The following is a 26920-nucleotide window of genomic DNA, read 5'->3' as shown; positions in this document are numbered from 1 at the left end:
GACTTACCCCAGCAGCGAGATATCGGCCACGCCCAGGAACAGGCCGCGCAGGCGGCTGAGCAGGGCATAACGGTTGGCGCGTACCTTGGCGTCCTCGGCGTTGACCATCACCGCCTCGAAGAAGGCGTCGACCGGGTCACGCAGGGCGGCCAGGCGGGCCAGGGCTTCGCTGTACTGGCGCGCGGCTGCCATCGGTTGCACGGCCTGGTCGGCCTGCTGGATGGCCGAGTACAGGGAGAACTCGTTGGCGTTGTCGAAGTACTTCGGCTCGACCTGGTCGGCGATGGCACCTTCGGCTTTACCCAGCAGGTTCGACACGCGCTTGTTCGCTGCCGCCAGGGCTTCGGCTTCCGGCAGTTTGCGGAAGGCCTGCACGGCCTGCACGCGCTGGTCGAAGTCCAGCGCCGAGCCCGGCTTCAGGGCACGCACCGACAGGTAGGTGGAGACGTCGATGCCTTCGTCCTCGTAGCGTGCGCGCAGACGGTCGAAGATGAACTCCAGTACCTGCTCGGACAGGCCGGCGGCCTTGACCTTGGCACCGAACTGCTTGACCGCGAACTCGACCGCGACATTCAGGTCCAGGTCGAGCTGCTTCTCGATCAGGATACGCAGCACGCCGAGGGCGGCACGGCGCAGGGCGTATGGGTCCTTGCTGCCGGTGGGCAGCATGCCGATACCGAAGATGCCGACCAGGGTGTCGAGCTTGTCGGCGATGGCCACGGCGGCACCGGTGAGGGTTTGCGGCAGCTCTGCGCCAGCGCCGCGCGGCATGTACTGCTCGTTCAGCGCCAGGGCGACGTCTTCCGGCTCGCCATCGTTGAGAGCGTAGTAGTAGCCGGCAATACCCTGCATTTCAGGGAATTCGCCGACCATTTCCGAGGCCAGGTCGCACTTCGACAGCAGGCCGGCACGACCAGCGTTGGCGGCGCTGCCACCGATGTACGGGGCAATGAAGGCGGCCAGCTTGGAGACGCGCTCGGCTTTTTCGAACACGGTACCCAGCTGAGCCTGGAACACCACGTTCTTCAGGCGCTCGTTGAAGCTTTCCAGGGGCTGCTTCTTGTCCTGCTTGAAGAAGAACTCGGCGTCGGTCAGGCGCGGGCGCACGACCTTCTCGTTGCCCTGCACGATCTGCTTGGGATCACGGCTCTCGACGTTGGCCACGGTGATGAAGCGCGGCAGCAGCTTGCCTTCGCTGTCCAGCAGGCAGAAGTACTTCTGGTTGTCCTGCATGGTGGTGATCAGCGCTTCCTGCGGCACCTCGAGGAAACGTTCCTCGAACGAGCACACCAGCGGCACCGGCCACTCGACCAGGGCGGTCACTTCGTCCAGCAGTGCTGGCGGCACGATGGCCGTGCCTTCCTGCTGCATGGCCAGCTCCGCGGTGCGCTTGCTGATCAGCTCGCGACGCTCGGCAAAGTCGGCCAGCACGTGGGCCTTGCGCAGGTCCTCGACGTAGTTGGCCGGGGTGGTGATGAGTACGTTTTCCGGGTGGTGGAAGCGGTGGCCACGGGATTCACGGCCGGCTTTCTGGGCCAGGATGGTGCAGTCGACGACCTGATCGCCCAGCAGCATCACCAGCCACTGGGTCGGGCGCACGAACTCTTCACGGCTGGCGCCCCAGTGCATGCGCTTGGGAATCGGCAGGTCGTTGAGCGAATCCTCGACGATGGTTGGCAGCAGGCTGACGGTGGCCTTGCCCGGAATGTGCTGGGAGAAGCGCAGCTTCGGGCCGCTCTGGTCGATGTCCGACAGCTCGACGCCGCACTTCTTGGCAAAGCCCAGGGCGGCCTGGGTCGGCTGGCCTTCGGCGTTGAATGCGGCCTGCACGGGCGGGCCGTCGATGTTGATGCTGCGGTCCGGCTGCTGCACATCCAGCTGGCGGATCAGCACGGCCAGGCGGCGCGGCGCGGCGTAGACCTGCTTGCCGGTGTAGTTCAGGCCGGCGGCCTGCAGGCCTTTCTCGATGCCGGCGAGGAAAGCGTCGCCCAGCGTGGCGAGGGCCTTGGGTGGCAGCTCTTCGGTGCCCAGTTCAACCAGGAAATCTTGAGCACTCATTGTGCAGCCTCCAGCTTAGCCAACACTTCGTCACGCAGTTCAGGGGTGGCCATCGGGAAGCCCAGGCGTGCGCGAGCTTGCAGATAGCTTTGCGCCACGTCCCGGGCCAGGGTACGTACGCGCAGGATGTAGCGCTGGCGCTCGGTCACCGAGATGGCGCGGCGGGCGTCCAGCAGGTTGAAGGTGTGCGAGGCCTTCAGGACCATTTCGTAGGTCGGCAGCGGCAGGTCCAGCTTGATCAGGCGGTTCGCTTCGCTTTCGTAGAAGTCGAACAGTTCGAACAGCTTCTCGACGTTGGCGTGCTCGAAGTTGTAGGTCGACTGCTCCACTTCGTTCTGGTGGAACACGTCGCCATAGGTGACCTTGCCGAACGGGCCGTCGGCCCACACCAGGTCGTAGACCGAGTCCACGCCCTGGATGTACATGGCCAGGCGCTCCAGGCCGTAGGTGATTTCACCAGTGACCGGGTAGCACTCGATACCGCCGACTTGCTGGAAGTAGGTGAACTGAGTCACCTCCATGCCATTCAGCCAGATTTCCCAGCCCAGGCCCCAGGCGCCGAGGGTTGGCGATTCCCAGTTGTCTTCGACGAAGCGAATGTCGTGAACCAGCGGGTCGATGCCGATGGCCTTCAGCGAGCCGAGGTACAGCTCCTGGAAGTTCGCCGGGTTTGGCTTGAGCACCACCTGGAACTGATAGTAGTGCTGCAGGCGGTTGGGGTTTTCGCCATACCGCCCGTCGGCAGGGCGACGGCTGGGCTGCACATAGGCGGCGTTCCAGGTCTCCGGGCCCACGGCGCGCAGGAAGGTAGCGGTGTGGAAAGTGCCGGCGCCTACTTCCATATCGTAGGGCTGAAGCACCACACAACCTTGAGCTGCCCAGTAGTTCTGCAGGGCGAGGATCAGGTCTTGGAAGGTACGCACGGCTGGCGTAGGCTGGCTCACGAAATTCACCTGTATCTGGGGATGCGGATGTAAAGAGCGGGAGTATACCCGATTCGCCTCGCCCTCTACGTTATTGGAGCCTTATGCCACGCTGCTTTTGGTGTTCCGACGATCCGTTGTACCAGGCCTATCACGACCACGAGTGGGGAACGCCGCAGCGCGACCCGGCGTTGCTCTTCGAGATGCTTTTGCTCGAAGGGTTCCAGGCGGGGTTGTCGTGGATCACGGTATTGAAGAAACGCGAGCGCTATCGCGAGGTGCTGGACGGCTTCGATCCGCTGAAACTGTCGCAGCTCAGCGATGAACGCATCGAGGAGCTTATGCTGGATGCCGGCATCATCCGCAACCGCCTCAAGCTCAAGGCCGTGCGCCGCAATGCCCAGGCCTGGCTGGCTGTGGATAACCCCGCCGAGTGGCTATGGTCGTTCGTCGGCGGCGCGCCGAAGATCAACCATTTCCAGGGCCGTGGCGACGTGCCGGCGGTCACCGACGAGGCCAAGGCGATGAGCAAGGCCTTGCAGAAGGCTGGCTTCACTTTCGTCGGGCCGACCATCTGCTACGCCTTCATGCAGGCCACCGGCATGGTCATGGACCACACCACCGACTGCGATCGCTACGCCGCGCTGGTGCGCTGACGGGGTACAATGCGCGCCTTGCTGAAATAAGGAATTCGCCTGTGGAAAAGTTCAAGGGCGCCCTGATGGTCGGGGTGCTGCGCCTGTTTGCCAAGCTGCCCTGGGGCGCCGTGCAGCGCGTCGGCGCCGGTATCGGCTGGCTGATGTGGAAAATCCCCAACGGCTCGCGCAATGTCGTGCGCATCAACCTGGCCAAATGCTTCCCAGAGATGGACCCGGCCGAGCGTGAGCTACTGGTCGGTCGCGCGCTCAAGGACATCGGCAAGTCGTTCGTCGAAAGCGCCTGCGCCTGGATCTGGCCGCCGCAGCGCTCGCTCGACCTGGTCAAGGAAGTGCACGGCCTGGAAGTGCTGGAGCAGGCCCTGGCCTCGGGCAAGGGCGTGGTCGGCATCACCAGCCACCTGGGCAACTGGGAAGTGCTCAACCACTTCTATTGCAACCAGTGCAAACCGATCATCTTCTACCGCCCGCCCAAGCTGAAGGCTGTGGACGACCTGCTGCGTGAACAGCGGGTGCAGATGGGCAACCGCGTGGCGCCTTCGACCAAGGAAGGCATCCTCAGTGTGATCAAGGAAGTGCGTCGGGGTGGTCAGGTGGGGATTCCCGCCGACCCGGAGCCGGCCGAGTCGGCAGGCGTGTTCGTGCCGTTCCTGGGGACCCAGGCGCTGACCAGCAAGTTCGTGCCGAACATGCTGGCGGGTGGCAAGGCGGTGGGGGTATTCCTGCACGCCCTGCGCCTGCCCGATGGTTCGGGCTTCAAGGTGTTCCTTGAGGCCGCGCCAGAGGCCATGTACAGCACCGATGTGAATGAGTCGGCGGCGGCCATGAGCAAGGTGGTCGAGCGTTATGTGCGCGAGTACCCGAGCCAGTACATGTGGAGCATGAAGCGCTTCAAGAAGCGCCCGGCGGGCGAGGCGCGCTGGTACTAAGGCCATCGTCACACGTGGGAGCGGGCTTGCCCCGCGATGGCGTCGTCAGCGTTGACGCCATCGCGGGGCAAGCCCGCTCCCACGAGACCTCTCTGATTCAGGTGCTGGACTTGTTCAGCTTCTTCAAGAACACCGCCATCTCTTTCTCGGCCTGCTTGTCGCCATGCGCCTGCGCCGCCTCGATCCCCTCCTCCCAGGCCTTGCGCGCCCCAGCCAGGTCACCCTGCAGCTGATAGGCCTTGCCCAGCAGCTTCCACGCCGCCGAGTACTTGGGGTCCTGCTTCACGCAACTGGCCAGGTGCACCGCCGCCTCGGCGCCGTTGCCTTCATCCAGCCAGGCCTTGCCCAGGCCGAAGCGCAGCAGCGGGTTATCCACACCCTTGGCCAGCATCTTCTCCAGCGATTCACGCATGCCCTTCCCTCCTAGAAGAAACTCAAGCCCACGTGGAACAGCTTCTCCACGTCCCGAATATGCTTTTTATCCACAACGAACAGGATCACATGGTCGCCAGACTCGATCACCGTGTCGTCGTGGGCGATCATCACCTCTTCCTCGCGGATGATTGCGCCGATGGTGGTGCCCGGCGGCAGGTTGATGTCCTCAATGGCCTTGCCGACCACCTTGCTCGACTTCGAATCGCCATGGGCCACGGCTTCGATGGCCTCGGCCGCGCCGCGGCGCAGCGAATGCACGCTGACGATATCGCCACGGCGCACGTGAGCCAGCAGGGTACCGATGGTGGCCAGCTGCGGGCTGATGGCGATGTCGATGTCACCGCCCTGCACCAGGTCGACATAGGCCGGGTTGTTGATGATGGTCATTACCTTGCGTGCACCCAGGCGCTTGGCCAGCAGCGACGCCATGATGTTGGCCTCGTCGTCGTTGGTCAGGGCCAGGAAGATGTCGGCGTCGGCGATGTTCTCTTCGAGCATCAGGTCCTTGTCCGAGGCGCTGCCTTGCAGCACCACGGTGCTCTCCAGGGTGTCGGAGAGCTGGCGACAGCGGGCCGGGTTCATCTCGATGATCTTCACCTGGTAGCGGCTCTCGATGGCCTCGGCCAGGCGTTCGCCGATCTGCCCGCCACCGGCGATGACCACGCGCTTGTTGCTCTCGTCGATGCGCCGCAACTCACCCATCACCGCGCGAATGTCCTTTTTCGCGGCGATGAAGAACACTTCGTCGTCGGCTTCGATCACCGTGTCGCCCTGTGGGGTGATCGGCCGGTCGCGGCGGAAGATCGCCGCCACGCGGGTGTCGACGTTGGGCATGTGGGCGCGGATCTGGCGCAGTTGCTGACCCACCAGCGGCCCGCCGTAGTAAGCCCGGACTGCCACTAGCTGGGCCTTGCCCTCGGCGAAGTCGATCACCTGCAGGGAGCCGGGGTGTTCGATCAGGCGCTTGATGTAGTTGGTCACCACCTGCTCGGGGCTGATCAGCACATCCACCGGAATATGGTCGTTGTCGAACAGTTCTTCGCGGGTCAGGTAGGCCGACTCCCGCACCCGGGCGATCTTGGTCGGGGTGTGGAACAACGAGTACGCCACCTGGCAGGCGACCATGTTGGTCTCGTCGCTGTTGGTCACCGCCACCAGCATGTCGGCATCGTCGGCGCCGGCCTGGCGCAACACCGTCGGCAGCGAGGCGCGGCCTTGCACGGTGCGGATGTCGAGTCGGTCGCCGAGGTCGCGCAGGCGCTCGCCATCGGTATCGACCACGGTGATGTCATTGGCTTCGCTGGCCAGGTGTTCCGCCAGCGTGCCGCCCACCTGCCCTGCGCCGAGGATGATGATCTTCATCCACTACTCCCTACATTCTTGTGCTTACCGCGAGGCGGCGATCTTGATCAGCTTGGCATAGTAGAAGCCGTCGTGGCCGCCTTCCTGGGCCAGCAGCTGGCGCCCGTGGGGCTGGCGCAGGCCGGCTTCGGTGGCCAGGTCCAGCTCGCGGGCACCGGGGGTGCGGGCGAGGAAGGCGTCGATCACTTCGGTGTTCTCGGTCGGCAGGCTCGAGCAGGTGGCGTACAGCAGCATGCCGCCCACTTCCAGGGTCGGCCACAGGGCGTCGAGCAGCTCGCCTTGCAGCGTGGCCAGGGCCGGGATGTCGTCGGCCTGGCGGGTCAGCTTGATATCCGGGTGGCGGCGGATCACGCCAGTGGCCGAGCAGGGGGCGTCGAGCAGGATGCGCTGGAAGGGTTTGCCGTCCCACCAGCTGGCGGTGTCGCGGGCGTCGCAGGCGATCAACTCGGCGTCGAGCTTGAGGCGGTCGAGGTTCTCGCGCACGCGGGTCAGGCGCTTGGCCTCGAGGTCGATGGCGACCATGTGCGCCAAGCCCGGTTCGGCTTCAAGCAGGTGGCAGGTCTTGCCGCCAGGGGCGCAACACGCATCGAGCACACGCTGGCCGGGGGCCAGTTCCAGCAGGTCGGCGGACAACTGTGCGGCTTCGTCCTGCACGCTGACCCAACCCTCGGCGAAGCCCGGCAGGCCGCGCACGTCGCAGGCTTCGGCCAGCACGATGCCGTCACGGCTGTACTGGCAGGCGCTGGCGCTGATGCCGGCCTCGTCCAGCAGCGCGAGGTAAGCGTCGCGGCTGTGATGGCGGCGGTTGATGCGCAGGATCATCGGCGGGTGGGCGTTGTTGGCGGCGCAGATGGCTTCCCACTGCTCAGGCCAGAAGGCCTTGAGTGACTTCTGCAGCCAGCGCGGGTGGGCAGTGCGCACCACCGGGTCGCGCTCCATGTCGGCCAACAGTGCCTCCCCTTCACGCTGGGCGCGGCGCAGCACGGCGTTGAGCAGGCCCTTGGCCCAAGGCTTCTTCAGCTTGTCGGCACACCCGACGGTTTCGCCGATGGCGGCGTGGGCCGGGATGCGGCTGTAGAACAGCTGGTACAGGCCGACCAGCAGCAGCGCCTGCACATCGGCGTCGGCGGCCTTGAAGGGTTTCTGCAACAGTTGCGCGGCCAGCAGGTCCAGGCGCGGCTGCCAGCGGGCGGTGCCGAAGGCCAGGTCCTGGGTCAGGCCGCGGTCGCGTTCTTCGACCTTGTCCAGTTGCGCCGGCAGCGAGCTGTTCAGCGAAGCCTTGCCGTTGAGCACGGCGGCAAGGGCACGGGCGGCAGCCAGGCGTGGGTTCATTGGCCGAGCACCTTGCCACTGGCGAATTTCTCGCGGCGGCTGTTGAACAGGTCGGCGAAGTTGAGTGCCTTGCCACCCGGCAGTTGCAGGCGGGTCAGGCTCAGGGCCTGGTCACCGCAGGCGACCACCAGGCCATCTTTGCTAGCTGACAGGATTTCGCCGGGGGCGCCCTGGGCTGTGGACAAGTTGGCGGCCAGTACCTTCACGCTTTCGCCATCCAGAGTGCTGTGGCACACCGGCCAGGGGTTGAAGGCACGGATCAGGCGCTCAAGCTCAACTGCCGGACGGTTCCAGTCGATGCGCGCCTCGTCCTTGTTCAGCTTGTGGGCGTAAGTGGCAAGAGCGTCGTCCTGCACTTCACCTTGCAGGCTGCCATCGGCCAGGCCGGCGATGGCCTGCACCACGGCGCCCGGGCCCATGGTGGCGAGGCGGTCGTGCAGGGTACCGCCGGTGTCCTCGGCACTGATCGGGGTGACCACCTTGAGCAGCATCGGGCCGGTATCCAGGCCCGCTTCCATGCGCATCACGGTCACGCCGCTCTCGGCGTCACCGGCTTCAACGGCGCGCTGGATCGGCGCGGCGCCGCGCCAGCGCGGCAGCAGCGAGGCGTGGCTGTTGATGCAGCCCAGGCGTGGGATATCCAGCACAGCTTGCGGCAGGATCAGGCCGTAGGCGACCACCACCATCAGGTCCGGCTTCAGTGCGGCGAGTTCGGCCTGGGCGTCGGCGTTGCGCAGGGTCTGCGGCTGGTACACCGGGATATCGTGGGCCACGGCCAGCGCCTTGACCGCGCTCGGCATCAGCTTCTGGCCACGCCCGGCCGGGCGGTCGGGCTGGGTGTAGACGGCCACGATCTCGTACGGGCTGTCGAGCAAAGCCTTGAGGTGTTCGGCGGCAAACTCTGGAGTGCCTGCGAAGACGATGCGCATGGAGTTCTCGCTTCTTGAAAAAGAAAAAGGCTTGCCGGAGCAAGCCTTCTGGAAGGTGGGGATCAGGCTTGCTGGCGGTGCTGCTTTTCCAGCTTCTTCTTGATCCGGTCACGTTTGAGCTGCGACAGGTAGTCGACGAACAGCTTGCCGTTGAGGTGATCGAACTCGTGCTGCACGCACACTGCCAACAGGCCCTCGCATTCCAGCTCGTACGGCTTGCCGTCGCGGTCCTGGGCCTTGACCCGGACGCGCAGCGGGCGGTCGACGTTCTCGTAGAAGCCCGGCACCGACAGGCAGCCTTCCTGGTACTGGCCCATGTCGTGGGTCAGCTCTTCGACGCTGGGGTTGATGAAGACCCGCGGTTCGCTGCGGTCTTCGCTCAGGTCCATCACCACCACTTGCTGGTGCACGTTGACCTGGGTCGCCGCCAGGCCGATGCCCGGGGCTTCGTACATGGTTTCGAACATGTCGTCGATCAGCTGGCGCAAGGCGTCGTCAAACACCGTTACCGGTTTGGCAATGGTACGCAGGCGCGGATCGGGGAATTCGAGAATGTTCAAAATGGCCATGGCGGTCAGGCAGTCACTGTGCGGTCGGTTGAAAACTGAGCACACATAATAAAGGGAAAAGGTGGACAAGGCACCTGTGAAAGCTCGGCTAGGGTCTTTATGGGCTTGATAGCTGCCATTTAATGGACAGCTTTTCAAAGTATTACCCACAAAGTTATCCACAGGCGTGTGCCACGCCGATGGCCCCCTGTCGATCAAGGAGGATCACCATGAACACTCTCCGTTCGTCGCCTTGCTCGCCTGCCGAACTGGAGGCGCGGCTGCGTCTGCATCGCCTCCCCGACATCGGCCTGCGCCGCTTTCTTACCCTGATCGAAGCCTTTGGCAATGCCTCATCGGCACTCAGTGCGCCGGCCAGTGCCTGGCGTGCGCTGGGGTTGCCAGCCGCCAGTATCGACGCCCGTCGCAGCCCTGAGGTGCGCGACGGCGCGTTGGCTGCGATGGCCTGGTTAGAGCGTCCGGGCCAGCATTTGCTGATGTGGGACGGGCCTGGCTACCCCGCATTGCTGAGTGAAATCGACGACCCGCCACCCCTGCTGTTCGTCGCCGGTGACCCCGCTTTGCTGGAGCACCCGCAGCTGGCGATTGTGGGTAGCAGGCGTGCTTCACCACCGGCGCTGGATACCGCGGCTGCGTTCTCGCGTTGCCTGGCGCAAGCCGGATTCACCATCACCAGCGGGCTGGCGCTGGGCGTTGACGGTGCCGCTCATCGGGCCGCGCTGAAAGCCGGGGGGCAGACCATTGGGGTGCTCGGCACGGGGTTGCAAAAACTTTATCCACAGCGCCACCGTGACCTTGCCCGGGCGATGCTCGACAGTGGCAGCGCGCTGGTTTCCGAGTACCCGCTGGATGCCGGGCCGCTGGCCGGTAACTTCCCCAGGCGCAACCGCATCATCAGCGGGCTGTCGCTCGGCGTGCTGGTGGTCGAGGCGAGTATCGCCAGCGGCTCATTGATCACCGCGCGCCTTGCCGCAGAGCAAGGGCGCGAGGTGTATGCCATTCCGGGTTCGATCCACCACCCCGGCGCCAAGGGCTGCCACCAGCTGATTCGCGACGGCGCGCTGTTGGTGGAAAGCGTGGAGCAGATCCTCGACAGCCTGCGCGGTTGGCAGAACTTGCCGGGCGCGCCTGTGGGCAAAGCCGACCATCCCCTGCTCGCCTTGCTCCACGCGGCACCCCACACCAGCGAGGGCCTGGCGCACAGCAGCGGCCAGCCGTTGGCCCAGGTGCTGGCCAGCCTGACCGAGTTGGAGCTCGAGGGCCGGGTCAGCAATGAAGCCGGGCGTTGGTTTGCCCGTTCCGGCTAAGTACACTGCGCACACGGCGTTTATGCGGAGAGACGGAAATGGTGAGCAGTTGGCGTGTGCAACAAGCCGCGCGTGAGGTGAAGGCGGGTGCGGTGATCGCCTATCCGACGGAAGCGGTCTGGGGCCTGGGCTGCGACCCGTGGAACGAGGACGCGGTGTATCGCCTGCTGGCGCTCAAGTCGCGGCCTGTGGATAAAGGCCTGATCCTGGTCGCCGACAGCATCCACCAGTTCGACTTCCTGTTCGAAGACTTCCCCCAGGACTGGATCGACCGCATGGCCGCCACCTGGCCGGGGCCGAACACTTGGCTGGTGCCGCACCAGGACCTGCTGCCCGAGTGGGTGACCGGGCAGCATGACAGCGTGGCATTGCGGGTCAGCGATCACCCACAGGTGCGTGAGCTGTGCGCGTTGGTCGGGCCGTTGATTTCCACGTCCTGCAACCCGGCCGGGCGTCCGGCGGCCAAGAGCCGGTTGCGGGTGGAGCAGTATTTCCACAAGCAGCTGGACATGGTGCTGGGTGGGGCGTTGGGGGGGCGGAAGAATCCAAGCCTGATTCGGGACCTGGCGACCGGTGAGGTTGTGCGCCCGGGGTGAAGACTCAAGCCCTGTGAGTAACCTTTGTGGGAGCTGGCTTGCCAGCGATGAGGCCAGCAGGGGCAGCATCATTGCCTGAACTGGCCCTATCGCTGGAAAGCCAGCTCCCACAGGGGCGGTGCTAGCTTCAGCATTTTCTGATCTTGATCCCCAAGGCTGCCCATCTCGAATTCAGAGAATTATCCTACGCAGTCTGTCGACTGCCTCGCCGGCAAGCCGGCCCCCACAGGTACAGCGTCATCCAGGAGGTTTGCGCGGTCCCTGTGGGAGCTGGCTTGCCAGCGAATGGGCCGCAGAGCGGCCCCAGGATTTCAAGGCAGCAGAACAGTCGAGCCGACAGTCCGCCGCGCCGACAACTCGCTTTGCGCCTTGGCCGCCTCACTCAACGGATACCGCTGCTGGATATCCACCACCAACTTGCCACTGGCGATCATCGCGAACAGGTCATCGGCCATGGCCTGGGTGTTCTCGGCGTTGTTGGCATAGCTCGCCAGCGTCGGCCGAGTGACATACAGCGACCCCTTCTGCGACAAAATCCCCAGGTTCACCCCGGTCACCGCGCCGGACGCATTGCCGAAGCTGACCATCAACCCACGCGGCTTCAGGCAATCCAGTGAAGTCAGCCAGGTATCCGCCCCCACGCCGTCATACACCACCGCGCACTTTTGACCGTCGGTCAGCTCCAGCACGCGTTTAGCCACATCTTCGTGGCTGTAGTCGATGGTCGCCCAGGCCCCGAGTGCCTTGGCCCGCTCGGCTTTCTCGGGAGAGCTGACAGTACCAATCAGCTTCGCCCCCAGTGCCTTGGCCCACTGACAAGCCAGCGATCCGACGCCACCGGCAGCAGCATGGAACAGCACGAAATCCCCCTGCTGCACGGCATAGGTCTGCTTGAGCAGGTACTGCGTGGTCAGCCCCTTGAGCATCACCGCCGCCGCCTGCTCGAAGCTGATCGCATCCGGCAGCTTGACCAGGTTGGCCTCCGGCAGTGTATGCACCTCGCTGTAGGCCCCCAGCGGCCCACCGGCATAAGCCACGCGGTCGCCGACCCGGATCCGGCTTACGCCCTCGCCCACCGCCTCGACCACCCCTGCCGCTTCGGTACCCAGCCCGGAAGGTAGCGACGGCGGCGCATACAGCCCGCCACGGAAATAGGTGTCGATGAAGTTCAGCCCGATCGCATGGTTACGCACCCGCACGTGCTGCGGGCCGGGGGGGGCGGGGTCGAACTCCACCAGTTGCAGGACTTCCGGGCCGCCATGCTGGCTGAACTGGATACGCTTGGCCATCACACACTCCTGTCGTCGAGGGTCGCAAAGGCCTTCTATCGGACGCCTTTGCTTGATCGCCGTCAACTGCGGCGCGGGGTTTGCCGGTGGTATGCTACGCGGCGAATTTTCCCCGCTCCTTCCAGGTGACCCGATGACCAGCCGCACCGAGGCCGTGAAAGCCTACCTGCTCGACCTGCAAGACCGCATCTGCACTGCCCTCGAGAATGAAGACGGCGGCGCCCGCTTCGTCGAGGATGCCTGGGTGCGCGATGCCGGCGGCGGCGGTCGCACGCGGGTGATCGGCGATGGCAAGGTGATCGAGAAAGGCGGGGTGAACTTCTCCCACGTGTTCGGCAGCGGCCTGCCGCCGTCGGCCAGTGCCCACCGCCCGGAGCTGGCGGGCCGTGGTTTCGAGGCGTTGGGCGTGTCGCTGGTGATCCACCCGCACAACCCGCATGTGCCGACTTCCCACGCCAACGTGCGGTTCTTCATCGCCGAAAAAGAGGGTGAAGAGGCGGTATGGTGGTTCGGCGGTGGCTTCGACCTGACCCCCTATTACGGCAATGAAGAAGACTGCGTGCACTGGCACCGCGTGGCCGAGCAGGCCTGCGCGCCGTTCGGCGCCGACGTGTACCCGCGCTACAAGGCCTGGTGCGACCGCTACTTCCACCTCAAGCACCGTGGCGAGCCACGCGGCATCGGCGGCCTGTTCTTCGATGACCTGAACGAGTGGGACTTCGACACCTGCTTCGCCTTCATCCGCGCCATCGGTGACGCCTATGTCGAGGCCTACTTGCCGATCGTCCAGCGTCGCAAGGACACCCCGTACACCCCCGCCCAGCGCGAATTCCAGGAGTACCGCCGTGGCCGCTACGTCGAGTTCAACCTGGTCTACGACCGTGGCACCTTGTTCGGCCTGCAGTCCGGTGGCCGCACCGAATCGATCCTGATGTCGCTGCCACCGCAGGTGCGCTGGGGTTACGATTGGAAGGCCGAGCCCGGCAGCGAGGAAGCGCGGCTGACCGAGTATTTCCTGCAGGACCGTGACTGGCTCGCCCGCTAAGCCTGTGGATAACCGAGGATCCCCCATGGACCAGTACGTTGTTTTCGGTAACCCCATCGGCCACAGCAAATCGCCGTTGATCCACCGCCTGTTCGCCGACCAGACCGGCGAGGACCTGGAGTACGCCACCCTGCTGGCGCCGCTGGACGAATTCAGCGACTGCGCCCGTGGCTTCTTCAAGCAAGGCAGCGGCGCCAACGTTACCGTGCCGTTCAAGGAGGAGGCCTACCGCCTGTGCGACAGCCTCACCCCACGCGCCAAGCGTGCCGGCGCGGTGAACACCTTGAGCAAGCTGGCCGACGGCACCTTGCAAGGCGACAACACCGACGGTGCTGGGCTGGTGCGTGACCTCACTGTCAACGCCGGGGTCGAGCTGGCCGGCAAGCGTATCCTCATCCTTGGTGCCGGCGGCGCGGTGCGTGGCGTGCTGGAGCCGATCCTGGCGCACAACCCGCAATCGCTGGTGATTGCCAACCGCACGGTGGAGAAGGCCGAGCAACTGGCCCGTGAGTTCGATGAGCTGGGCCCGGTGGTGGCCAGCGGTTTTGCCTGGTTGCAGGAGCCGGTGGACGTGATCATCAACGCCACTTCGGCGAGCCTGTCCGGCGAGCTGCCGCCGATTGCCGACAGCCTGGTCGAGGCGGGGCGTACCGTTTGCTACGACATGATGTATGGCAAGGAGCCGACGCCGTTCTGCCAGTGGGCCAGCAAGCTGGGTGCGGCCAAGGTACTGGATGGGCTGGGGATGCTGGCGGAGCAGGCCGCCGAGGCGTTCTTCATCTGGCGTGGGGTTCGGCCTGAGACCGGGCCGGTGCTGGATGAGCTGCGTCGGCAGTTGGCTCGCGGCTGAGCTTGGTACCCAATCGCGGGGCAAGCCCGCTCCCACGCCAGGATACGGTGTTGACGTGGGAGCGGGCTTGCCCCGCGATTAATCCACGAACCTGATTGGACAACTTTGGATCCCTTCCAGCTTCTGCAACTCCTCCATCACCTGCGGCCTTGCCCGCTGCAACGTCAGGCTCCCGCCACTGCGCATCAACCGCCTCGCCTCGCGGTGCAACATATCCACACCCGAGTAATCGATGAAGTTCACCTGCCGCGCATCGATCACTACGTGTGGCCCCTGGCAGCGCTGAAGGCGCACCTGCAGGTAATGCGCCGCGCCAAAGAAGATCGACCCGCCCACCCGCAAGATGTCCGCCTCCCCTTCCCGGCTTTGCTGCACCCGTGGCCGTGAGGTGCGCTTGAGGTAAAAGAACAATGAGGCCAGCACCCCGGCATAAATCGCCGTCTGCAACTCCAGCAGCAACGTCGCCGCCGCCGTCAGCGCCATCACCAGGAACTCCGAGCGGCTGACCCGGAACAGCGCGCGAATGCCGCGATGGTCTACCAGCCCCCAGCAGATCAGCAGGATGCTCCCCGCCATCGCCGGGATCGGCAGGTGGGCGATCAGCCCGGCGCCGGTCACCGCGAACAGTGCGACCCACAGCGCCGAGAACACCCCGGCCAGTGGCGAGCGGGCGCCGGCGTCGTAACTGAGGCCCGAGCGAGTGAAGGAACCTGCGGACAGGTAGCCGGAGAAAAACGCGCCGCCGGTGTTCGACAATCCTTGTGCGCGGATTTCCTGGTCAGGGTCGATCAGTTGCTCCGAACGTGCCGACAACGAGCGAGCAATCGACAGGCTGGTTACCAGCCCCAGCATGCCCACCGCCACGGCGCTTGGCAGCAGGCGCAGCATCAGCTCCACATCCAGCAGAGGCAGCGGGCTAAAGGGCGGGAGCTGCCCGGTGAACGCAGCCACCCTGGGCACATGGCCGAAAACGCCGGGTAATAGCCAGGCCACCAGGCTGACCAGCAGCAGGCTTATCAACAGGCTTGGCCAGCGCGGGCGCCAAAGTTTCAACGCGATACCGAACACCAGTGTGGCCAGGCCCAGGGCCAGAGACGGCAGGTCCACTTCGCCGACATGGCCGGCCAGATCCTGCACGGTCTTCAACGCCGTGGCCTGGCTCGGCAGATCCATCCCCAGCAGGTTCGGTAACTGCCCAAGGGCGATGACGATGGCGGCGCCGAGGGTGAAGCCCAGCACCACCGAGTGGGAAACGAAATTGACCAGCGCACCGAAGCGCAACAGCCCCAGCAGCAACTGGAAGATGCCGCCGAGGAAGGTCAGCAGCAGTACCAGGGTCACATAGTCGGCGCTGCCGGCCACGGCCAGGGGGCTGATGCTGGCGTAGAGGACGATGGAGATGGCGGCCGTGGGCCCGCAGATCAGGTGCCAGGACGAGCCCCACAGGCAGGCGATCAGCACTGGGACGATGGCGGCGTACAGGCCGTACTCGGCGGGCAGGCCGGCGATCAGGGCGTAGGCGATGGACTGCGGCAGGGCGAGGATGGCGCCGCTCAGGCCCACCAGCAGGTCCTGGCGCAGGCTGCGACCCGATTGGCGGGGCAGCCAGGTGAGGAAGGGCAGCAGGTGAGTCAGGCGGGGCATGGGGCAAACTCGCTTAGGATCCGATCTTGTGTTGGCCTTGCTGGCCTCATCGCCGGCAAGCCGGCTCCCACAGTGATACCACAAGCCTCAAGACTGTCGCTGGGAGGTGGCTTGCCAGCGATGAGGCCGGAACTGGCTGCAAGGCTCTAGAGTCTGCCTGTTACGGCCTCTTGGGCGCTGCCACCGGCTTTGGTGGTCACTCCAGCCAACCACCCTTCCAGCACCTGCGGATGGGCCTTCACCCAACCCCTGGCCGCCTCATCGAAGCTCACCTTCTTGTCCACAACCTCGGCCATGATGCTGTTCTCCATCTCCAGCGAGAACTTCAAGTTCCCCAGCAGCTTCGCCGCATTCGGGCAGGCTTGTGGATAACCTTTGCGGGTCAGGGTGTAGACATCGCCCTTGCTGCCGAACCATTTCTCCCCGCCCGTGAGGTAATGCATCTTAAGCTTCACGTTCATCGGATGCGGAGTCCAGCCAAGGAAGGTGATGAACTGCTGCTTCTTCACTGCCCGGTCCACTTGAGCGAGCATCGCCTGCTCGCTGGACTCGACCAGTTTCCACTGGCCCAGGTCGAACTCATTCTTGTCGATGATCTCTTTCAACGACAGGTTGGCCGGCGCGCCGGAACCGATGCCGTAGAGCTTCTTGTCGAACTGCGCAGCGTGCTTTTGCAGGTCGGCGAAGTCCTTCACGCCCGCGTTCCATACGTAGTCGGGCACCGCCAGGGTGAACTCGGTGCCTTCCAGGTTCTTCGCCAGCTGCTGCACATCGCCATTGGCGATGAATTTGTCATGAAAGCCCTGCTGCGCCGGCATCCAGTTGCCGAGGAAGGCATCCACCCGGCCATCCTTCAGGCCGCCGTAGATGATCGGCACGGCCAGGCTGTCGATCTTCACCTGGTAGCCCAGGCTTTCCAGGAGTAGGCGGGCGATGGCGTTGGTGCTGGCGATATCGCTCCAGCCGGGGTCGGCCATCTTCACAGTGCTGCATTGCGCGTCGCTGTCGGCGGCATGTGCCGTGCCCAGGCTCAGGGCCAGGGTGAGCACGGCGGTGGAGAACTTCTGCATGGCGGCCTCTCTTCTCAATCCAGGGGTGCGGGCTGTGGATAACGTGCCTTGCGCTCGAGGTCGTCGAGATCGATATGGTTGCGCATGTACTGTTGGCTGGCGTCCACCAACGGTTGGTGGTCCCAGCTTTCCAGCTTGCCGATGGCCAGTGCCTCGGCCACCAGGCGGCGGCGCCGTTGGCTGGCCAGCACCTGCTGGCGCAGGGCCGGGATATCCCAGCGCTGCCTGGCTTCATCGGCAAATGCCTGCAGCAGCGCCTGGTGGTCCGGGCTGCCGGTGAGGTTCTCCCGCTCGTGCGGGTCGCGGCTCAGGTCGTAGAGTAGCCATGGGTCGTCTTCGCTGTACACGAACTTGTAGGGGCCGCGGCGGATCATCATCAGCGGGCCGACCGTGCCTTCGGCCATGTACTCGCCGATCACTTCGTCATGCCCGCCCTGCCCTTGCAGGTGGCCGAGCAGCGAGCGGCCATCCAGGTGCAGGTGGTTATCCACAGCGCCGCCCGCCAGTTCGACCAGGGTTGGCAGCAGATCGCAGGTGGACACACTGGCGCCGATTCGCGCCGGTGCGAAGTGCTTGGGCGCATGGATCAACAGCGGCACCCGCGCCGCCATCTCGAACCAGTGCATCTTGTACCAGAGCCCGCGCTCGCCAAGCATGTCGCCGTGATCGCCCGAGAACACGATCAGGGTGTCGTCGGCCAGGCCGCACTCCTCGAGGGTCCGCAGCAGCTTGCCGATGTTGTCGTCGATGTAGCTGCAGGCGCCGAAGTAGGCGCGGCGGGCGTCGCGTATCTTGTCCACGGGCAGCGGCTTGTTCCACAGGTCGTAGACCTTGAGCAGGCGTTGCGAGTGTGGGTCCTGTTGATCCTGTGCGATTTCGTTGCGCGGCAGCGGGATATCCACAGCCTCGTACATATCCCAGTAGTGTCTGGGGATAGTGTAGGGGTCGTGCGGATGGGTCATGGAAACGGTCAGGCAGAACGGCCGGCCATCATCCTCGCGTACATGGTCGTAAAGGTACTGACGCGCCTTGAACACCACTTCCTCGTCGAAATCCAGCTGGTTCGTACGCACGCACGGCCCGGCTTGCAACACCGAGGACATGTTGTGGTACCAGCTCGGGCGGTCGTCAGGGGCGTCCCAGTTCACCGCCCAACCATAGTCGGCCGGGTAGATATCGCTGGTCAGGCGTTCTTCATAACCATGCAACTGGTCCGGCCCGCAGAAGTGCATCTTGCCTGACAGCGCGGTGCGGTAGCCAAGGCGGCGCAGGTAGTGAGCGTAGGTCGGGATGTCGGCAGGAAAGTCGGCGGCGTTGTCGTACGCGCCGATGCGGCTGGGCAACTGGCCGCTGACCAAGGTGAAGCGCGACGGCGCGCAAAGCGGGCTGTTGCAGTAGGCACTGTCGAACACCACGGCCTGCTCGGCGAGGCGGGCCAGGTGGGGCATCTTGATCGGCGATGGGTTGTAGATGGGCAGCAAAGGCGCGGCCATCTGATCGGCCATGATGAACAGGATGTTGGGTCGCTTCATGGGTGCCTTCCATCGTCGAGGGTTATGGGTACCACTTGCAATCCAGCATGCGGCTGTGGATAACAGGGGTAAAGCCCATGCCGGGCAATGACTGGGATTAGCCAAGCTTATGTTCGAGCACCTTGCCGACCTGCCCCTCGACACCTTGCGAGTGTTCGAGGCCGCCGCCCGCCTGCGCAGCTTTACCGCTGCCGCCGTGGAGCTGGGCACCACCCAGCCGGCGGTGAGCCAGCAGATGAAGCGCCTGGAGGCGCAGCTGGGCACGCGGTTGTTCGACCGGATCTACCGGGGCATCGAGCTGACCGAGGCGGGGTTGCTGTTGTTCGAGCAGGTGCACCAGGGCTTGCAGGCGATGGACGATGGCGTTGCCCAAGCCAGTGGGCGCGGCCAGCGCGAGGTGCTGCAGGTGGCGACCGACTTCGCCTTTGCGGCGTTCTGGCTGATGCCACGCTTGCAGCGTTTCCACGAGGCATATCCACAGGTGGACGTCAGCCTGGTGACCGGCGAGCGCAGCCAGGCGATGCTGCGCCCGGACATCGATGTGGCGGTGCTGTTCGGTGATGGGCGCTTCCATCAGGGGGAGAGCCGCTGGCTGTTCGATGAGGAAGTTTTCCCGGTGTGCAGCCCGCGGCTGATTCATGGCAAACCCTTGTCAGCCGTGGCTTTGCAGCGATTGCCATTGCTGCACTTGAAGGGTGAGCAGGCCAGTCGCTGGTTCGATTGGGCCGGGGTTTTCCGTGGTCTTGGTGTGGACAGCCCTCCTCCGTCCGGTCAGCTGCGGTTCGACAACTACACCCTGCTGATTCAGGCGGCGATTGCTGGCCAGGGCGTGGCGATCGGCTGGGCGCACCTTGTTGACGGGCTGGTCGAGCAGGGGCTGCTGTGCCGGCCGCTGGAAGGCAGTTTGCGCTCGAAGCGGGGGTATTACGTGGTGCTGCCGCCACGCAAGCGGCGTGGGGCGTTGATCGAGCGGTTTGTGGATTGGCTGGAGCAGGAGCGCCTGCAATGAGATGGCGTAGACTCCAAGATATTCGCATTACTGCAATCAGGAGCCACCGTGCAAAGGATCAAGGGCTATCACGCCCACGTGTACTACGACGCATCGACCATGGAACAGGCCCGTGAACTATGCGAGGAGGCGACGCGGCTGTTCCCCGTGACCATGGGCCGCATGCACCAGAAACCGGTCGGGCCGCACCCGGACTGGAGCTGCCAGCTGGCGTTCGGGCCGGAGGTGGTGGGGGTGGTACTGCCGTGGCTGGCGCTGTATCGCAAGGGGCTGGTGGTGTTCCTGCACCCGGAAACCGGGGATGAACTGGCGGATCACCGCGATCATGCGATCTGGATGGGGGCGATCAGGCCGCTGGACCTGTCGATTTTCGAAGGTTAGTTGCTTGGGCCGGCAAGCTCCCACGAGTCGTGTGGGAGCCGGCTTGCCGGCGATCGAGGGCGAAGCCCTCGCGCTTAGTTGCGTGCCGCGCGCACACCTTCAGCCAGCGCCGAGCACAGGCTCAGCACATCATTCACAGCCTGGTCGGCACCCTTGGCCTGGGCGATCTTGTCGACCAGCGCCGAGCCTACCACCACGCCATCGGCCAGGCGGGCGATAGCCGCAGCCTGCTCCGGTGTACGAATGCCGAAACCAACGCTGATCGGCAGGTCGGTATGCCGACGCAGGCGCGCAATGGCCTCGGTCACATGCTCGGTGGTCGCCGAGCCCGCACCGGTCACGCCGGCCACCGACACGTAGTAGACGAACCCGGAACTGCGCTCCAGCACGCGTGGCAGGCGCGTGTCGTCGGTGGTCGGGGTGGTCAGGCGGATGAAGTCAATGCCGGCGGCCTGGGCCGGGGTAGCTAGCTCGGCGTCGTGCTCCGGCGGCAGGTCGACGATGATCAGGCCATCGACACCAGCTTCCTTGGCTTCGGCGACGAACTGCTCCACGCCGAAGCGATGGATCGGGTTGTAGTAACCCATCAGCACGATCGGGGTGGTTTGGTTCTCCACACGGAATTCACGCACCATTTTCAGGGTCTTGGCCAGGGTCTGGCCAGCTTCCAGGGCGCGCAGGGTGGCGAGCTGGATGGCCACGCCGTCGGCCATCGGGTCGGTGAACGGCATGCCCAGCTCGATCACGTCGGCACCGGCGGCCGGCAGGCCCTTGAGGATTTTCAGCGAGGCATCGTAGCCGGGGTCGCCAGCGGTAACGAAGGTGACCAATGCCGAGCGGCCTTCGGCCTTGAGATCGGCGAAGCGTTGTTCGAGACGGCTCATGCCTGTTTCTCCTGGGCGGCCATATGGTTCATCACGGTTTGCATGTCCTTGTCGCCGCGACCGGACAGGCAGATCACCATCAAGTGGTCCTTGGGCAGCGTCGGCGCGCGCTTGATCGCCTCGGCCAGGGCGTGGGAGCTTTCCAGCGCCGGGATGATGCCTTCCAGTCGGCAGCTGGTGTGGAAGGCGTCGAGGGCTTCGTCGTCGGTGATGCTGACGTACTCCACGCGCTTCACTTCGTGCAGGTAAGCATGCTCCGGTCCGATGCCGGGGTAGTCCAAGCCTGCAGAGATCGAGTGGGCGTCGGTGATCTGACCGTCGTCGTCCTGCAGCAGGTAAGTGCGGTTGCCATGCAGCACACCCGGCACGCCGCCGTTCAGGCTGGCCGCGTGCTTGTCGGTGTGCACGCCGTGGCCGCCGGCCTCGACGCCGATGATCTTGACGCTCGGCTCTTCGAGGAACTCGTGGAACAGGCCCATGGCGTTGGAGCCGCCGCCGACGCAGGCGATCAGGCTGTCGGGCAGACGCCCTTCCTTCTCGTGCAGTTGGGCGCGGGTCTCTTTGCCGATGATCGACTGGAAGTCGCGGACCATCGCCGGGTACGGGTGGGGACCCGCCACGGTGCCGATCAGGTAGAAGGTGTCGTCGACGTTGGTGACCCAGTCGCGCAGGGCCTCGTTCATCGCGTCCTTGAGCGTGCCGGTGCCGGCGGTGACCGGGACGATCTCGGCGCCCAGCAGCTTCATGCGGAACACGTTGGCCTGCTGGCGCTCGATGTCGGTGGCGCCCATGTAGATCACGCAGGGCAGGCCGAAGCGCGCGGCGACGGTGGCGGTGGCCACGCCGTGCATGCCGGCGCCGGTTTCGGCGATCAGGCGTTTCTTGCCCATGCGCTTGGCCAGCAGCACCTGGCCGATGCAGTTGTTCACCTTGTGCGCGCCGGTGTGGTTGAGTTCTTCACGCTTGAAGAAGATCTTGGCGCCGCCGCAGTGCTCGGTCAGGCGCTCGGCGAAGTACAGCGGGTTGGGCCGGCCGATGTAGTCGCGTTGGAAGTAGGCCAGCTCTTCGAGGAACTTGGGATCGGCCTTGGCGGCTTCGTATTCGCGGGCAAGGTCGAGCACCAGCGGCATCAGGGTTTCGGCCACGTAGCGGCCGCCGAACGAGCCGAACAGGCCGTTGGCGTCGGGGCCGGGGCGGTATTGGGTCTGGGTCATGGGGCGCTCCGTAGGCGAAGTAGAGATTCGATGGGCTTTACTCTAACCACGACGTGGCCGGCTGAAAACCGATAAGATTGCGCAAACCTGTCAGGAAAACTCACAAGTAAGATGGCTCAGGACCTTCCTCCCCTCAATGCGTTGCGGGCCTTCGAGGCGACAGCCCGGCTGAACAGCGTCAGCCAGGCAGCAGAAGCGCTTCATGTCACCCATGGCGCGGTCAGCCGGCAGATCAAGGTGCTTGAGGAGCATCTGGGGGTAGCCTTGTTCGTCAAGGACGGGCGTGGCGTCAAACTCACAGATGCCGGTGTGCGTCTGCGCGATGCCAGCTTCGAGGCCTTCGACCGGCTGCGCGGTGTCTGCGCCGAGCTTTCCCGCGCTGCCGACGAAGCGCCGTTCGTGCTCGGTTGTTCCGGCAGCTTGCTGGCGCGTTGGTTCATCCCGCGCCTGGGGCGCCTGAAAGCTGACCTGCCGGAGCTGCGCCTGCACCTGTCAGCGGGCGAAGGTGACCTTGATCCGCGACGCCCGGGGTTGGACGCACTGCTGGTTTACGCAGAGCCACCGTGGCCGGCGGACATGCAGGTGCATGTGCTTGCCGAAGAGCGCATCGGCCCGGTGATGAGCCCGCGCTTTGACGCTTTCGATCGTTTGAAAGCCTTGCCAGCCGTGGCTTTGCAGCATGTTGCCGTACTCCATACGACCTCGCGGCCGCAGGCTTGGCCTACCTGGGCGCGACAGCATGGGCTGGCGCCCGAGGCGCTGAGCTACGGGCAAGCCTTCGAGCATCTCTACTACTTGCTGGAAGCAGCGGTAGCCGGGCTGGGTGTGGCCATCGCCCCGCAACCGCTGGTGGCCGACGACTTGAAGGCTGGGCGGTTGGCCGCGCCATGGGGCTTTTCCCCCACCAATGCGGCACTGGCCTTGTGGGTACCCCGGCGCGCCGCGGACGGGCGCGCCGAGCAACTGGCGCAATGGCTGCGCCAGGAGCTGCAGCGACAGACGGGTTAGTTGCGGCGGCACATCAGGTAGGCGGCCAGCAGGCCCAGGGCGCCCACCGCGACACCTGCGGTGGTCCAGGGGTGTTCCTGGGCGTAGTCGCGGGTGGCTACACCGGTTTCGCGGGTGCGGGTCTTCACTTCCTCATAGGCATCGCTGAGCAGGCTGCGTGAGTGCTTGAGGGCGCTTTCGGCGTTGCCGCGCAGCGTCTTCATGGTCTTCTGCGTTTCTTCCGACGCATCGTGCTTGAGGCCTTCCAGAGTCTTGAGGAGGCTTTCGATCTCGGCTTCCATGCTTTCCAGTGAGGTTTTGCGCAACGCATTACGTGCCATGTCGACTCTCCTTGCTGAGTGGGGATGTACAGGTTGCGACTGCGCAGCGGGGTGAAAGTGCGATCGAACTTTCCCCTGCGGCGATCGCTCGCAGGTAAACCGGGCCTGTGCTGCTAGGCTCAAGCCACTACCCACTCAAGGAGAGCGCTCATGTCGGATCATCACACCTACAAGAAGATCGAGCTGGTCGGGTCTTCGCCCACCAGCATCGAAGAAGCGATCAATAATGCCCTGGCCGAGGCCGGCAAGAGCATCAAGCACCTGGAATGGTTCGAAGTGATCGATACCCGCGGGCATATCCGTGACAACAAGGCCGCGCATTTCCAGGTGACGTTGAAGGTTGGGTTCCGCATCGCCAACAGCTGAAACCAAGCTGGGCTAGGCTTGCCCGGCGTGTTGGGGTATCAAGGTTGCAGGGCGCGTGCTTCGCGCCCTTTTTGTCTTTGATCTGTACAAGGAAAGCGATCGATGAAGAAATTGATTCTGGCCGTGGGGCTGATGGTGTTGGCTGGCGGCGCGATGGCAGCGGGCAAGCCGTGCGAGGAACTCAAGGCTGAGATTGCGGCGAAGCTGGATGCCAAAGGGGTGAAGGGCTATACGCTGGAAATCGTCAATAAGGGCGATCCGGCAGGCCAGGTGGTGGGGAGCTGCGAGGGTGGGACCAAGGAGATTGTCTACCGCCGCAGTTGACTGCCCTCATCGCGGGGCAAGCCCGCTCCCACCGGAATCGTGGGAGCGGGCTTGCCCCGCGATAGCGTTCACTCGACTTTCAAGGCTTGCGCCATCAATTCATAGGACCTGATCCGGTCAGCATGCTCATACAGGTCACTGGTGAAAATCAGCTCGTCCGCCCCTGTCTGCTCCAGCAATACCTCGACCTTCGCCCGCACCTTCTGCGGGCTGCCGATCATCGCCAGGCCCAGGAAGCTGCTCACCGCATCACGTTCATGGGGCAGCCAGAGGCCATTCATGCTCTCGACGGGCGGACGCTGCATCAGGCTCTGGCCACGGATCAGCGCGAGGATGCGCTGGTACACCGAGGTGGCCAGGTATTCGGCCTTTTCGTCGGTTTCAGCCACCACCATCGGAATGCCCAGCATCACGTAAGGCTTGTCCAGCGTCGTCGACGGTTTGAAATGGTCGCGATAGATGCGGATCGCCTCGTGCATGTAGCGCGGCGCAAAATGCGAAGCAAAGGCGTAGGGCATGCCGCGCATGCCGGCGAGCTGGGCACTGAACAGGCTGGAGCCGAGCAGCCACATGGGTACCTCGGTGTCGTGGCCGGGCACGGCGATGACTTTCTGGTCGTCGGTGCGCGGGCCCAGGTAGCGCGACAGTTCCTCGACATCGTCCGGAAAGTCGTCGGCGCTGCCGGAGCGCTCGCGGCGCAAGGCGCGGGCGGTCATCTGGTCGGAACCTGGGGCGCGGCCCAGGCCCAGGTCGATGCGGCCTGGGTACAGGCTGGCGAGGGTGCCGAATTGTTCGGCGATCACCAGCGGTGCGTGGTTGGGCAGCATCACCCCGCCAGAGCCGATGCGGATGGTCGAGGTACCCCCGGCGAGGTAACCGATCAGCACGGCGGTGGCCGAGCTGGCGATACCGTCCATGTTGTGATGCTCGGCGACCCAGAAGCGGTTGTAGCCGAATCGCTCGACGTGTTGCGCCAGGTCGAGCGAATTGCGCAGCGATTGCGCCGGGCTGCCGTCGGCGCGCACGGGCACCAGGTCGAGGGTGGAAATCTTCAGGTCTCGCAGGTGCGTCATTGGAGCCTCCGCTACAGGTGGTTGGCCATGGGCCTTCTCGTCTCTGTATGGGCATATTCGCTGGATTCAATGCCTTCTTACAGATTGATCTGAACTTGGCGTGGGCCTGGTCCTCAGAACCTTAGACACCTCAACCCTGTGACAGGAGGCAGCATGAAGAAGACAGCATCGGCGGTCTGGCAAGGTGGCCTGAAGGACGGCAAGGGCCAGATATCCACTGAAAGCGGCGCGCTCAAGCAAGCGCCCTACGGCTTCAACACCCGCTTCGAAGGCACGCCCGGGACCAACCCGGAGGAGCTGATCGGCGCTGCCCATGCTGGCTGTTTCTCCATGGCGTTGTCGATGATGTTGGGCGAGGCGGGATTCACGCCTGAACGAATTGACACTCACGCTGAGGTGAGCCTGGACAAGCAGGCCGATGGCTTTGCCATCACCGCCGTTCACCTGACCCTCAAAGCCACCGTGCCTGGGGCCAGCGAGGCGCAGTTCCAGGAGATCGCCAACAAGGCCAAGGCCGGCTGCCCGGTATCCAAGGTGCTGAACGCGACCATCAGCCTTGATGCCACGCTGCTTTCCTAGGAGGCGCAACGGCGGCGGTTTCCTGTAGTCTAACCAGCGTTGGCAGCTCGTCTGCCCTGCCTCAGGAGCCGTTCCATGATCCGCGTAGCATTTGGTGTGCTGGCTTCCCTGCTGGCCACCGCCGCACTGGCCGCGCCCAAGCCGTGCGAGGAACTGAAGGCCGAGATCGAAGCGAAGATCCAGGCGCGCGGGGTGACGTCCTACACGCTGGAGATAGTGCCCAACAGCGAAGTCCATGACCGGAGCATGGTCGTGGGAAGTTGTGAGGGTGGAACCAAGAAGATCATTTATCAAAAGAATGATCGGTAACACAGGGGCCGCGTTGCGGCCCCGTGGTTCGCTCAAGGAATGCAGGTCACGTTGCTCGGCTCGTTCACGACCACCTTGCGGCTGGCGTCGTATAACAGCACCTGCGGCTGCATCGCCGGAGCCCGGGCCTCCAGGCGGTAACGCTCGCCCGCCTTGAAATCGTTGTAGCGCACAGTCAGGTAGCAGGTCCGCTCGGTCGGGTCGGTACTGAAGCCACCGGCGTAGATCTCGTAGTCGAAACGCACCACCAGTTCGTGCCGGCCCGGCGTCACCTGAAAGTAGCGGCCATCGTCCAGGCGCTTGCCGTCCAGGCGGTCGGCCATGAGGGTGCGACCGGGGGTGATGGTGTACATGTCGATCCAGGCCTTGCCGGGGTCGGCGGGGGGCAAGGGGCTGGCGCAAGCCCCCAAAGCACTGAGGGCCATCAGCATCATGGGCTGGCGCATGGTGAAACTCCCGCTCGCGATTCACAGGCTACAAGCATAGCGCCGTTCGCGGTGTTCAGGTGCGCTGGCAGCCTGCCGGTTCGCCCTGGCCGATCAGCTTCTGGCGCTGGTCGTAGAGTTTGATCCACGGCCGGAAGCCAATGCTGCCGGCTTGCATCTGGTAGCGCTGGCCGGCAGTGAAGTCCTTGAAGGTGAGATTGAGCTGGCAGTCGCGCCACAGCGGCTCCTCCACCGGGCCGATGTTGCTGGGCGTCACGGCGAACTGGTAGCGCACGGTCAGTTCGTGGTTGCCGGGCTGTACCTCGAAATAGCGGCTGTCGGCCCAGTCGCGCTCATCCACTTGCAGGGCGTGCAGCGAATCGTTGTCACCCGGTGCCAGGTCTACCCAGGCCTGATTCGGGTCCGGGTCGGGCAAGGTGGAACACCCGGACAACAGCACGAGCGTGCCGACGGTAAACAGTGTACGCATGGCAATGCTTCC

Annotated in this window: 30 protein-coding genes; 13 read left to right on the top strand and 17 right to left on the bottom strand. The window is 64.6% G+C overall.

Annotated elements, in window-relative coordinates; translation table 11 throughout:
- Positions 1 to 3: 3 nt before the first annotated feature.
- Together glyS and glyQ are read right to left on the bottom strand one after the other, a co-directional pair.
- Entirely contained in the window at positions 4 to 2058 is a 2055-nt protein-coding gene (gene glyS / locus KHO27_RS22185; RefSeq protein WP_110696901.1) for a glycine--tRNA ligase subunit beta, read from the bottom strand.
- Entirely contained in the window at positions 2055 to 3002 is a 948-nt protein-coding gene (gene glyQ / locus KHO27_RS22180) for a glycine--tRNA ligase subunit alpha (protein WP_023629852.1), read from the bottom strand. The genes glyS and glyQ overlap by 4 nt, the downstream gene beginning before the upstream one ends.
- 83 nt (positions 3003 to 3085) lie before the next feature.
- Between glyQ and KHO27_RS22175 the strand changes: the two genes are divergently transcribed.
- Together KHO27_RS22175 and KHO27_RS22170 are read left to right on the top strand one after the other, a co-directional pair.
- Positions 3086 to 3637 (top strand): DNA-3-methyladenine glycosylase I, encoded by a 552-nt coding sequence (locus KHO27_RS22175; protein ID WP_038707091.1) that lies wholly within the window; start codon positions 3086 to 3088, stop codon positions 3635 to 3637.
- Positions 3638 to 3678: 41 nt separating this feature from the next.
- Positions 3679 to 4566, top strand: a complete 888-nt coding sequence (locus KHO27_RS22170) for a lysophospholipid acyltransferase (protein WP_214500779.1) — start codon at positions 3679 to 3681, stop codon at positions 4564 to 4566.
- Positions 4567 to 4663: 97 nt separating this feature from the next.
- On the opposite strand, the gene KHO27_RS22165 is transcribed toward KHO27_RS22170, so the two are convergent.
- The 5 genes from KHO27_RS22165 to def all read right to left on the bottom strand — a co-directional run bounded on the left by KHO27_RS22165 (position 4664) and on the right by def (position 9193).
- Positions 4664 to 4978, bottom strand: coding sequence for a tetratricopeptide repeat protein (locus tag KHO27_RS22165; protein WP_110696903.1), 315 nt, complete (start codon positions 4976 to 4978; stop codon positions 4664 to 4666).
- Between the two features lie 11 nt (positions 4979 to 4989).
- Positions 4990 to 6363: a Trk system potassium transporter TrkA gene (gene trkA, locus KHO27_RS22160; protein WP_110696905.1), complete on the bottom strand. Its 1374-nt coding sequence runs from the start codon at positions 6361 to 6363 to the stop codon at positions 4990 to 4992.
- 24 nt (positions 6364 to 6387) lie between these two features.
- Positions 6388 to 7695 (bottom strand): 16S rRNA (cytosine(967)-C(5))-methyltransferase RsmB, encoded by a 1308-nt coding sequence (gene rsmB / locus KHO27_RS22155; protein WP_214500778.1) that lies wholly within the window; start codon positions 7693 to 7695, stop codon positions 6388 to 6390.
- The gene (gene fmt / locus KHO27_RS22150; RefSeq protein ID WP_214500777.1) at positions 7692 to 8624 is read right to left on the bottom strand and encodes a methionyl-tRNA formyltransferase; all 933 of its coding nucleotides are present in this window, start codon (positions 8622 to 8624) and stop codon (positions 7692 to 7694) included. The genes rsmB and fmt overlap by 4 nt, the downstream gene beginning before the upstream one ends.
- Before the next feature lie 62 nt (positions 8625 to 8686).
- Complete coding sequence (gene def / locus KHO27_RS22145) at positions 8687 to 9193, bottom strand: peptide deformylase (RefSeq protein ID WP_038707094.1); 507 nt, start codon at positions 9191 to 9193, stop codon at positions 8687 to 8689.
- A 209-nt stretch (positions 9194 to 9402) separates the two neighbouring features.
- Between def and dprA the strand changes: the two genes are divergently transcribed.
- A complete protein-coding gene (gene dprA / locus KHO27_RS22140) occupies positions 9403 to 10500 on the top strand; it encodes a DNA-processing protein DprA (protein ID WP_110696909.1) in 1098 nt (365 codons plus the stop codon).
- A gap of 38 nt (positions 10501 to 10538) precedes the next feature.
- Entirely contained in the window at positions 10539 to 11096 is a 558-nt protein-coding gene (gene tsaC, locus KHO27_RS22135) for an L-threonylcarbamoyladenylate synthase type 1 TsaC (RefSeq protein ID WP_038707096.1), read from the top strand.
- Between the two features lie 311 nt (positions 11097 to 11407).
- Here the strand turns inward: tsaC and KHO27_RS22130 are convergent, their stop codons facing one another.
- A complete protein-coding gene (locus KHO27_RS22130) occupies positions 11408 to 12385 on the bottom strand; it encodes an NADPH:quinone reductase (protein WP_214500776.1) in 978 nt (325 codons plus the stop codon).
- 133 nt (positions 12386 to 12518) lie between these two features.
- On the opposite strand from KHO27_RS22130, the gene hemF reads away from it, so the two are divergent.
- Both hemF and aroE read left to right on the top strand, forming a co-directional pair.
- Entirely contained in the window at positions 12519 to 13430 is a 912-nt protein-coding gene (gene hemF, locus KHO27_RS22125) for an oxygen-dependent coproporphyrinogen oxidase (RefSeq protein WP_102682978.1), read from the top strand.
- Positions 13431 to 13455: 25 nt separating this feature from the next.
- Positions 13456 to 14280, top strand: coding sequence for a shikimate dehydrogenase (gene aroE, locus KHO27_RS22120; RefSeq protein ID WP_102682979.1), 825 nt, complete (start codon positions 13456 to 13458; stop codon positions 14278 to 14280).
- Positions 14281 to 14358: 78 nt separating this feature from the next.
- Here aroE and KHO27_RS22115 read toward each other — a convergent pair whose 3' ends face one another.
- The 3 genes from KHO27_RS22115 to betC all read right to left on the bottom strand — a co-directional run bounded on the left by KHO27_RS22115 (position 14359) and on the right by betC (position 18526).
- Complete coding sequence (locus KHO27_RS22115) at positions 14359 to 15924, bottom strand: SulP family inorganic anion transporter (RefSeq protein ID WP_214500775.1); 1566 nt, start codon at positions 15922 to 15924, stop codon at positions 14359 to 14361.
- Between the two features lie 146 nt (positions 15925 to 16070).
- The gene (gene choX, locus KHO27_RS22110; RefSeq protein ID WP_214500774.1) at positions 16071 to 16994 is read right to left on the bottom strand and encodes a choline ABC transporter substrate-binding protein; all 924 of its coding nucleotides are present in this window, start codon (positions 16992 to 16994) and stop codon (positions 16071 to 16073) included.
- Positions 16995 to 17008: 14 nt separating this feature from the next.
- A complete protein-coding gene (gene betC / locus KHO27_RS22105) occupies positions 17009 to 18526 on the bottom strand; it encodes a choline-sulfatase (protein ID WP_214500773.1) in 1518 nt (505 codons plus the stop codon).
- Positions 18527 to 18635: 109 nt separating this feature from the next.
- Here betC and KHO27_RS22100 point away from each other — a divergent pair, with 109 nt between their 5' ends.
- Positions 18636 to 19535: a choline sulfate utilization transcriptional regulator gene (locus tag KHO27_RS22100; RefSeq protein ID WP_214500772.1), complete on the top strand. Its 900-nt coding sequence runs from the start codon at positions 18636 to 18638 to the stop codon at positions 19533 to 19535.
- A gap of 48 nt (positions 19536 to 19583) precedes the next feature.
- Positions 19584 to 19916 carry a DOPA 4,5-dioxygenase family protein gene (locus tag KHO27_RS22095; protein WP_011531491.1) on the top strand — a complete coding sequence of 111 codons (333 nt, stop codon included), beginning with the start codon at positions 19584 to 19586 and terminating at the stop codon, positions 19914 to 19916.
- 74 nt (positions 19917 to 19990) lie between these two features.
- Here the strand turns inward: KHO27_RS22095 and trpA are convergent, their stop codons facing one another.
- Positions 19991 to 20800 (bottom strand): tryptophan synthase subunit alpha, encoded by an 810-nt coding sequence (trpA, locus tag KHO27_RS22090; RefSeq protein ID WP_214500771.1) that lies wholly within the window; start codon positions 20798 to 20800, stop codon positions 19991 to 19993.
- The gene (gene trpB, locus KHO27_RS22085; RefSeq protein ID WP_023631191.1) at positions 20797 to 22014 is read right to left on the bottom strand and encodes a tryptophan synthase subunit beta; all 1218 of its coding nucleotides are present in this window, start codon (positions 22012 to 22014) and stop codon (positions 20797 to 20799) included. The genes trpA and trpB overlap by 4 nt, the downstream gene beginning before the upstream one ends.
- 111 nt (positions 22015 to 22125) lie before the next feature.
- On the opposite strand from trpB, the gene KHO27_RS22080 reads away from it, so the two are divergent.
- Positions 22126 to 23022 (top strand): LysR family transcriptional regulator, encoded by an 897-nt coding sequence (locus KHO27_RS22080; protein ID WP_102682986.1) that lies wholly within the window; start codon positions 22126 to 22128, stop codon positions 23020 to 23022.
- Here KHO27_RS22080 and KHO27_RS22075 read toward each other — a convergent pair.
- Positions 23019 to 23342, bottom strand: coding sequence for an ElaB/YgaM/YqjD family protein (locus KHO27_RS22075; RefSeq protein WP_023632598.1), 324 nt, complete (start codon positions 23340 to 23342; stop codon positions 23019 to 23021). The two genes, KHO27_RS22080 and KHO27_RS22075, sit on opposite strands and share 4 nt — an antisense overlap.
- Before the next feature lie 150 nt (positions 23343 to 23492).
- On the opposite strand from KHO27_RS22075, the gene KHO27_RS22070 reads away from it, so the two are divergent.
- Positions 23493 to 23708, top strand: a complete 216-nt coding sequence (locus KHO27_RS22070) for a dodecin (RefSeq protein WP_023632599.1) — start codon at positions 23493 to 23495, stop codon at positions 23706 to 23708.
- Between the two features lie 102 nt (positions 23709 to 23810).
- The gene (locus KHO27_RS22065) at positions 23811 to 24032 is read left to right on the top strand and encodes a DUF1161 domain-containing protein (protein WP_110696929.1); all 222 of its coding nucleotides are present in this window, start codon (positions 23811 to 23813) and stop codon (positions 24030 to 24032) included.
- Between the two features lie 68 nt (positions 24033 to 24100).
- On the opposite strand, the gene KHO27_RS22060 is transcribed toward KHO27_RS22065, so the two are convergent.
- Complete coding sequence (locus KHO27_RS22060; protein ID WP_110696931.1) at positions 24101 to 25105, bottom strand: LLM class flavin-dependent oxidoreductase; 1005 nt, start codon at positions 25103 to 25105, stop codon at positions 24101 to 24103.
- A gap of 153 nt (positions 25106 to 25258) precedes the next feature.
- Between KHO27_RS22060 and KHO27_RS22055 the strand changes: the two genes are divergently transcribed.
- Positions 25259 to 25684, top strand: coding sequence for an OsmC family protein (locus tag KHO27_RS22055; RefSeq protein ID WP_028688713.1), 426 nt, complete (start codon positions 25259 to 25261; stop codon positions 25682 to 25684).
- A 75-nt stretch (positions 25685 to 25759) separates the two neighbouring features.
- Positions 25760 to 25993, top strand: coding sequence for a DUF1161 domain-containing protein (locus tag KHO27_RS22050; RefSeq protein ID WP_111531929.1), 234 nt, complete (start codon positions 25760 to 25762; stop codon positions 25991 to 25993).
- A 32-nt stretch (positions 25994 to 26025) separates the two neighbouring features.
- On the opposite strand, the gene KHO27_RS22045 is transcribed toward KHO27_RS22050, so the two are convergent.
- Both KHO27_RS22045 and KHO27_RS22040 read right to left on the bottom strand, forming a co-directional pair.
- Complete coding sequence (locus KHO27_RS22045) at positions 26026 to 26439, bottom strand: PA0061/PA0062 family lipoprotein (protein WP_023628733.1); 414 nt, start codon at positions 26437 to 26439, stop codon at positions 26026 to 26028.
- A gap of 55 nt (positions 26440 to 26494) precedes the next feature.
- Positions 26495 to 26908, bottom strand: coding sequence for a PA0061/PA0062 family lipoprotein (locus KHO27_RS22040; protein ID WP_102682992.1), 414 nt, complete (start codon positions 26906 to 26908; stop codon positions 26495 to 26497).
- Positions 26909 to 26920: the final 12 nt, after the last annotated feature.

Origin of the sequence: Pseudomonas sp. RC3H12 (assembly GCF_018596375.1) — a bacterium.
Classification (GTDB): Bacteria; Pseudomonadota; Gammaproteobacteria; order Pseudomonadales; family Pseudomonadaceae; genus Aquipseudomonas.
The sequence above is the reverse complement of the archived record's forward strand: the minus strand, read 5'-3'. Positions and strand labels throughout refer to the sequence as shown.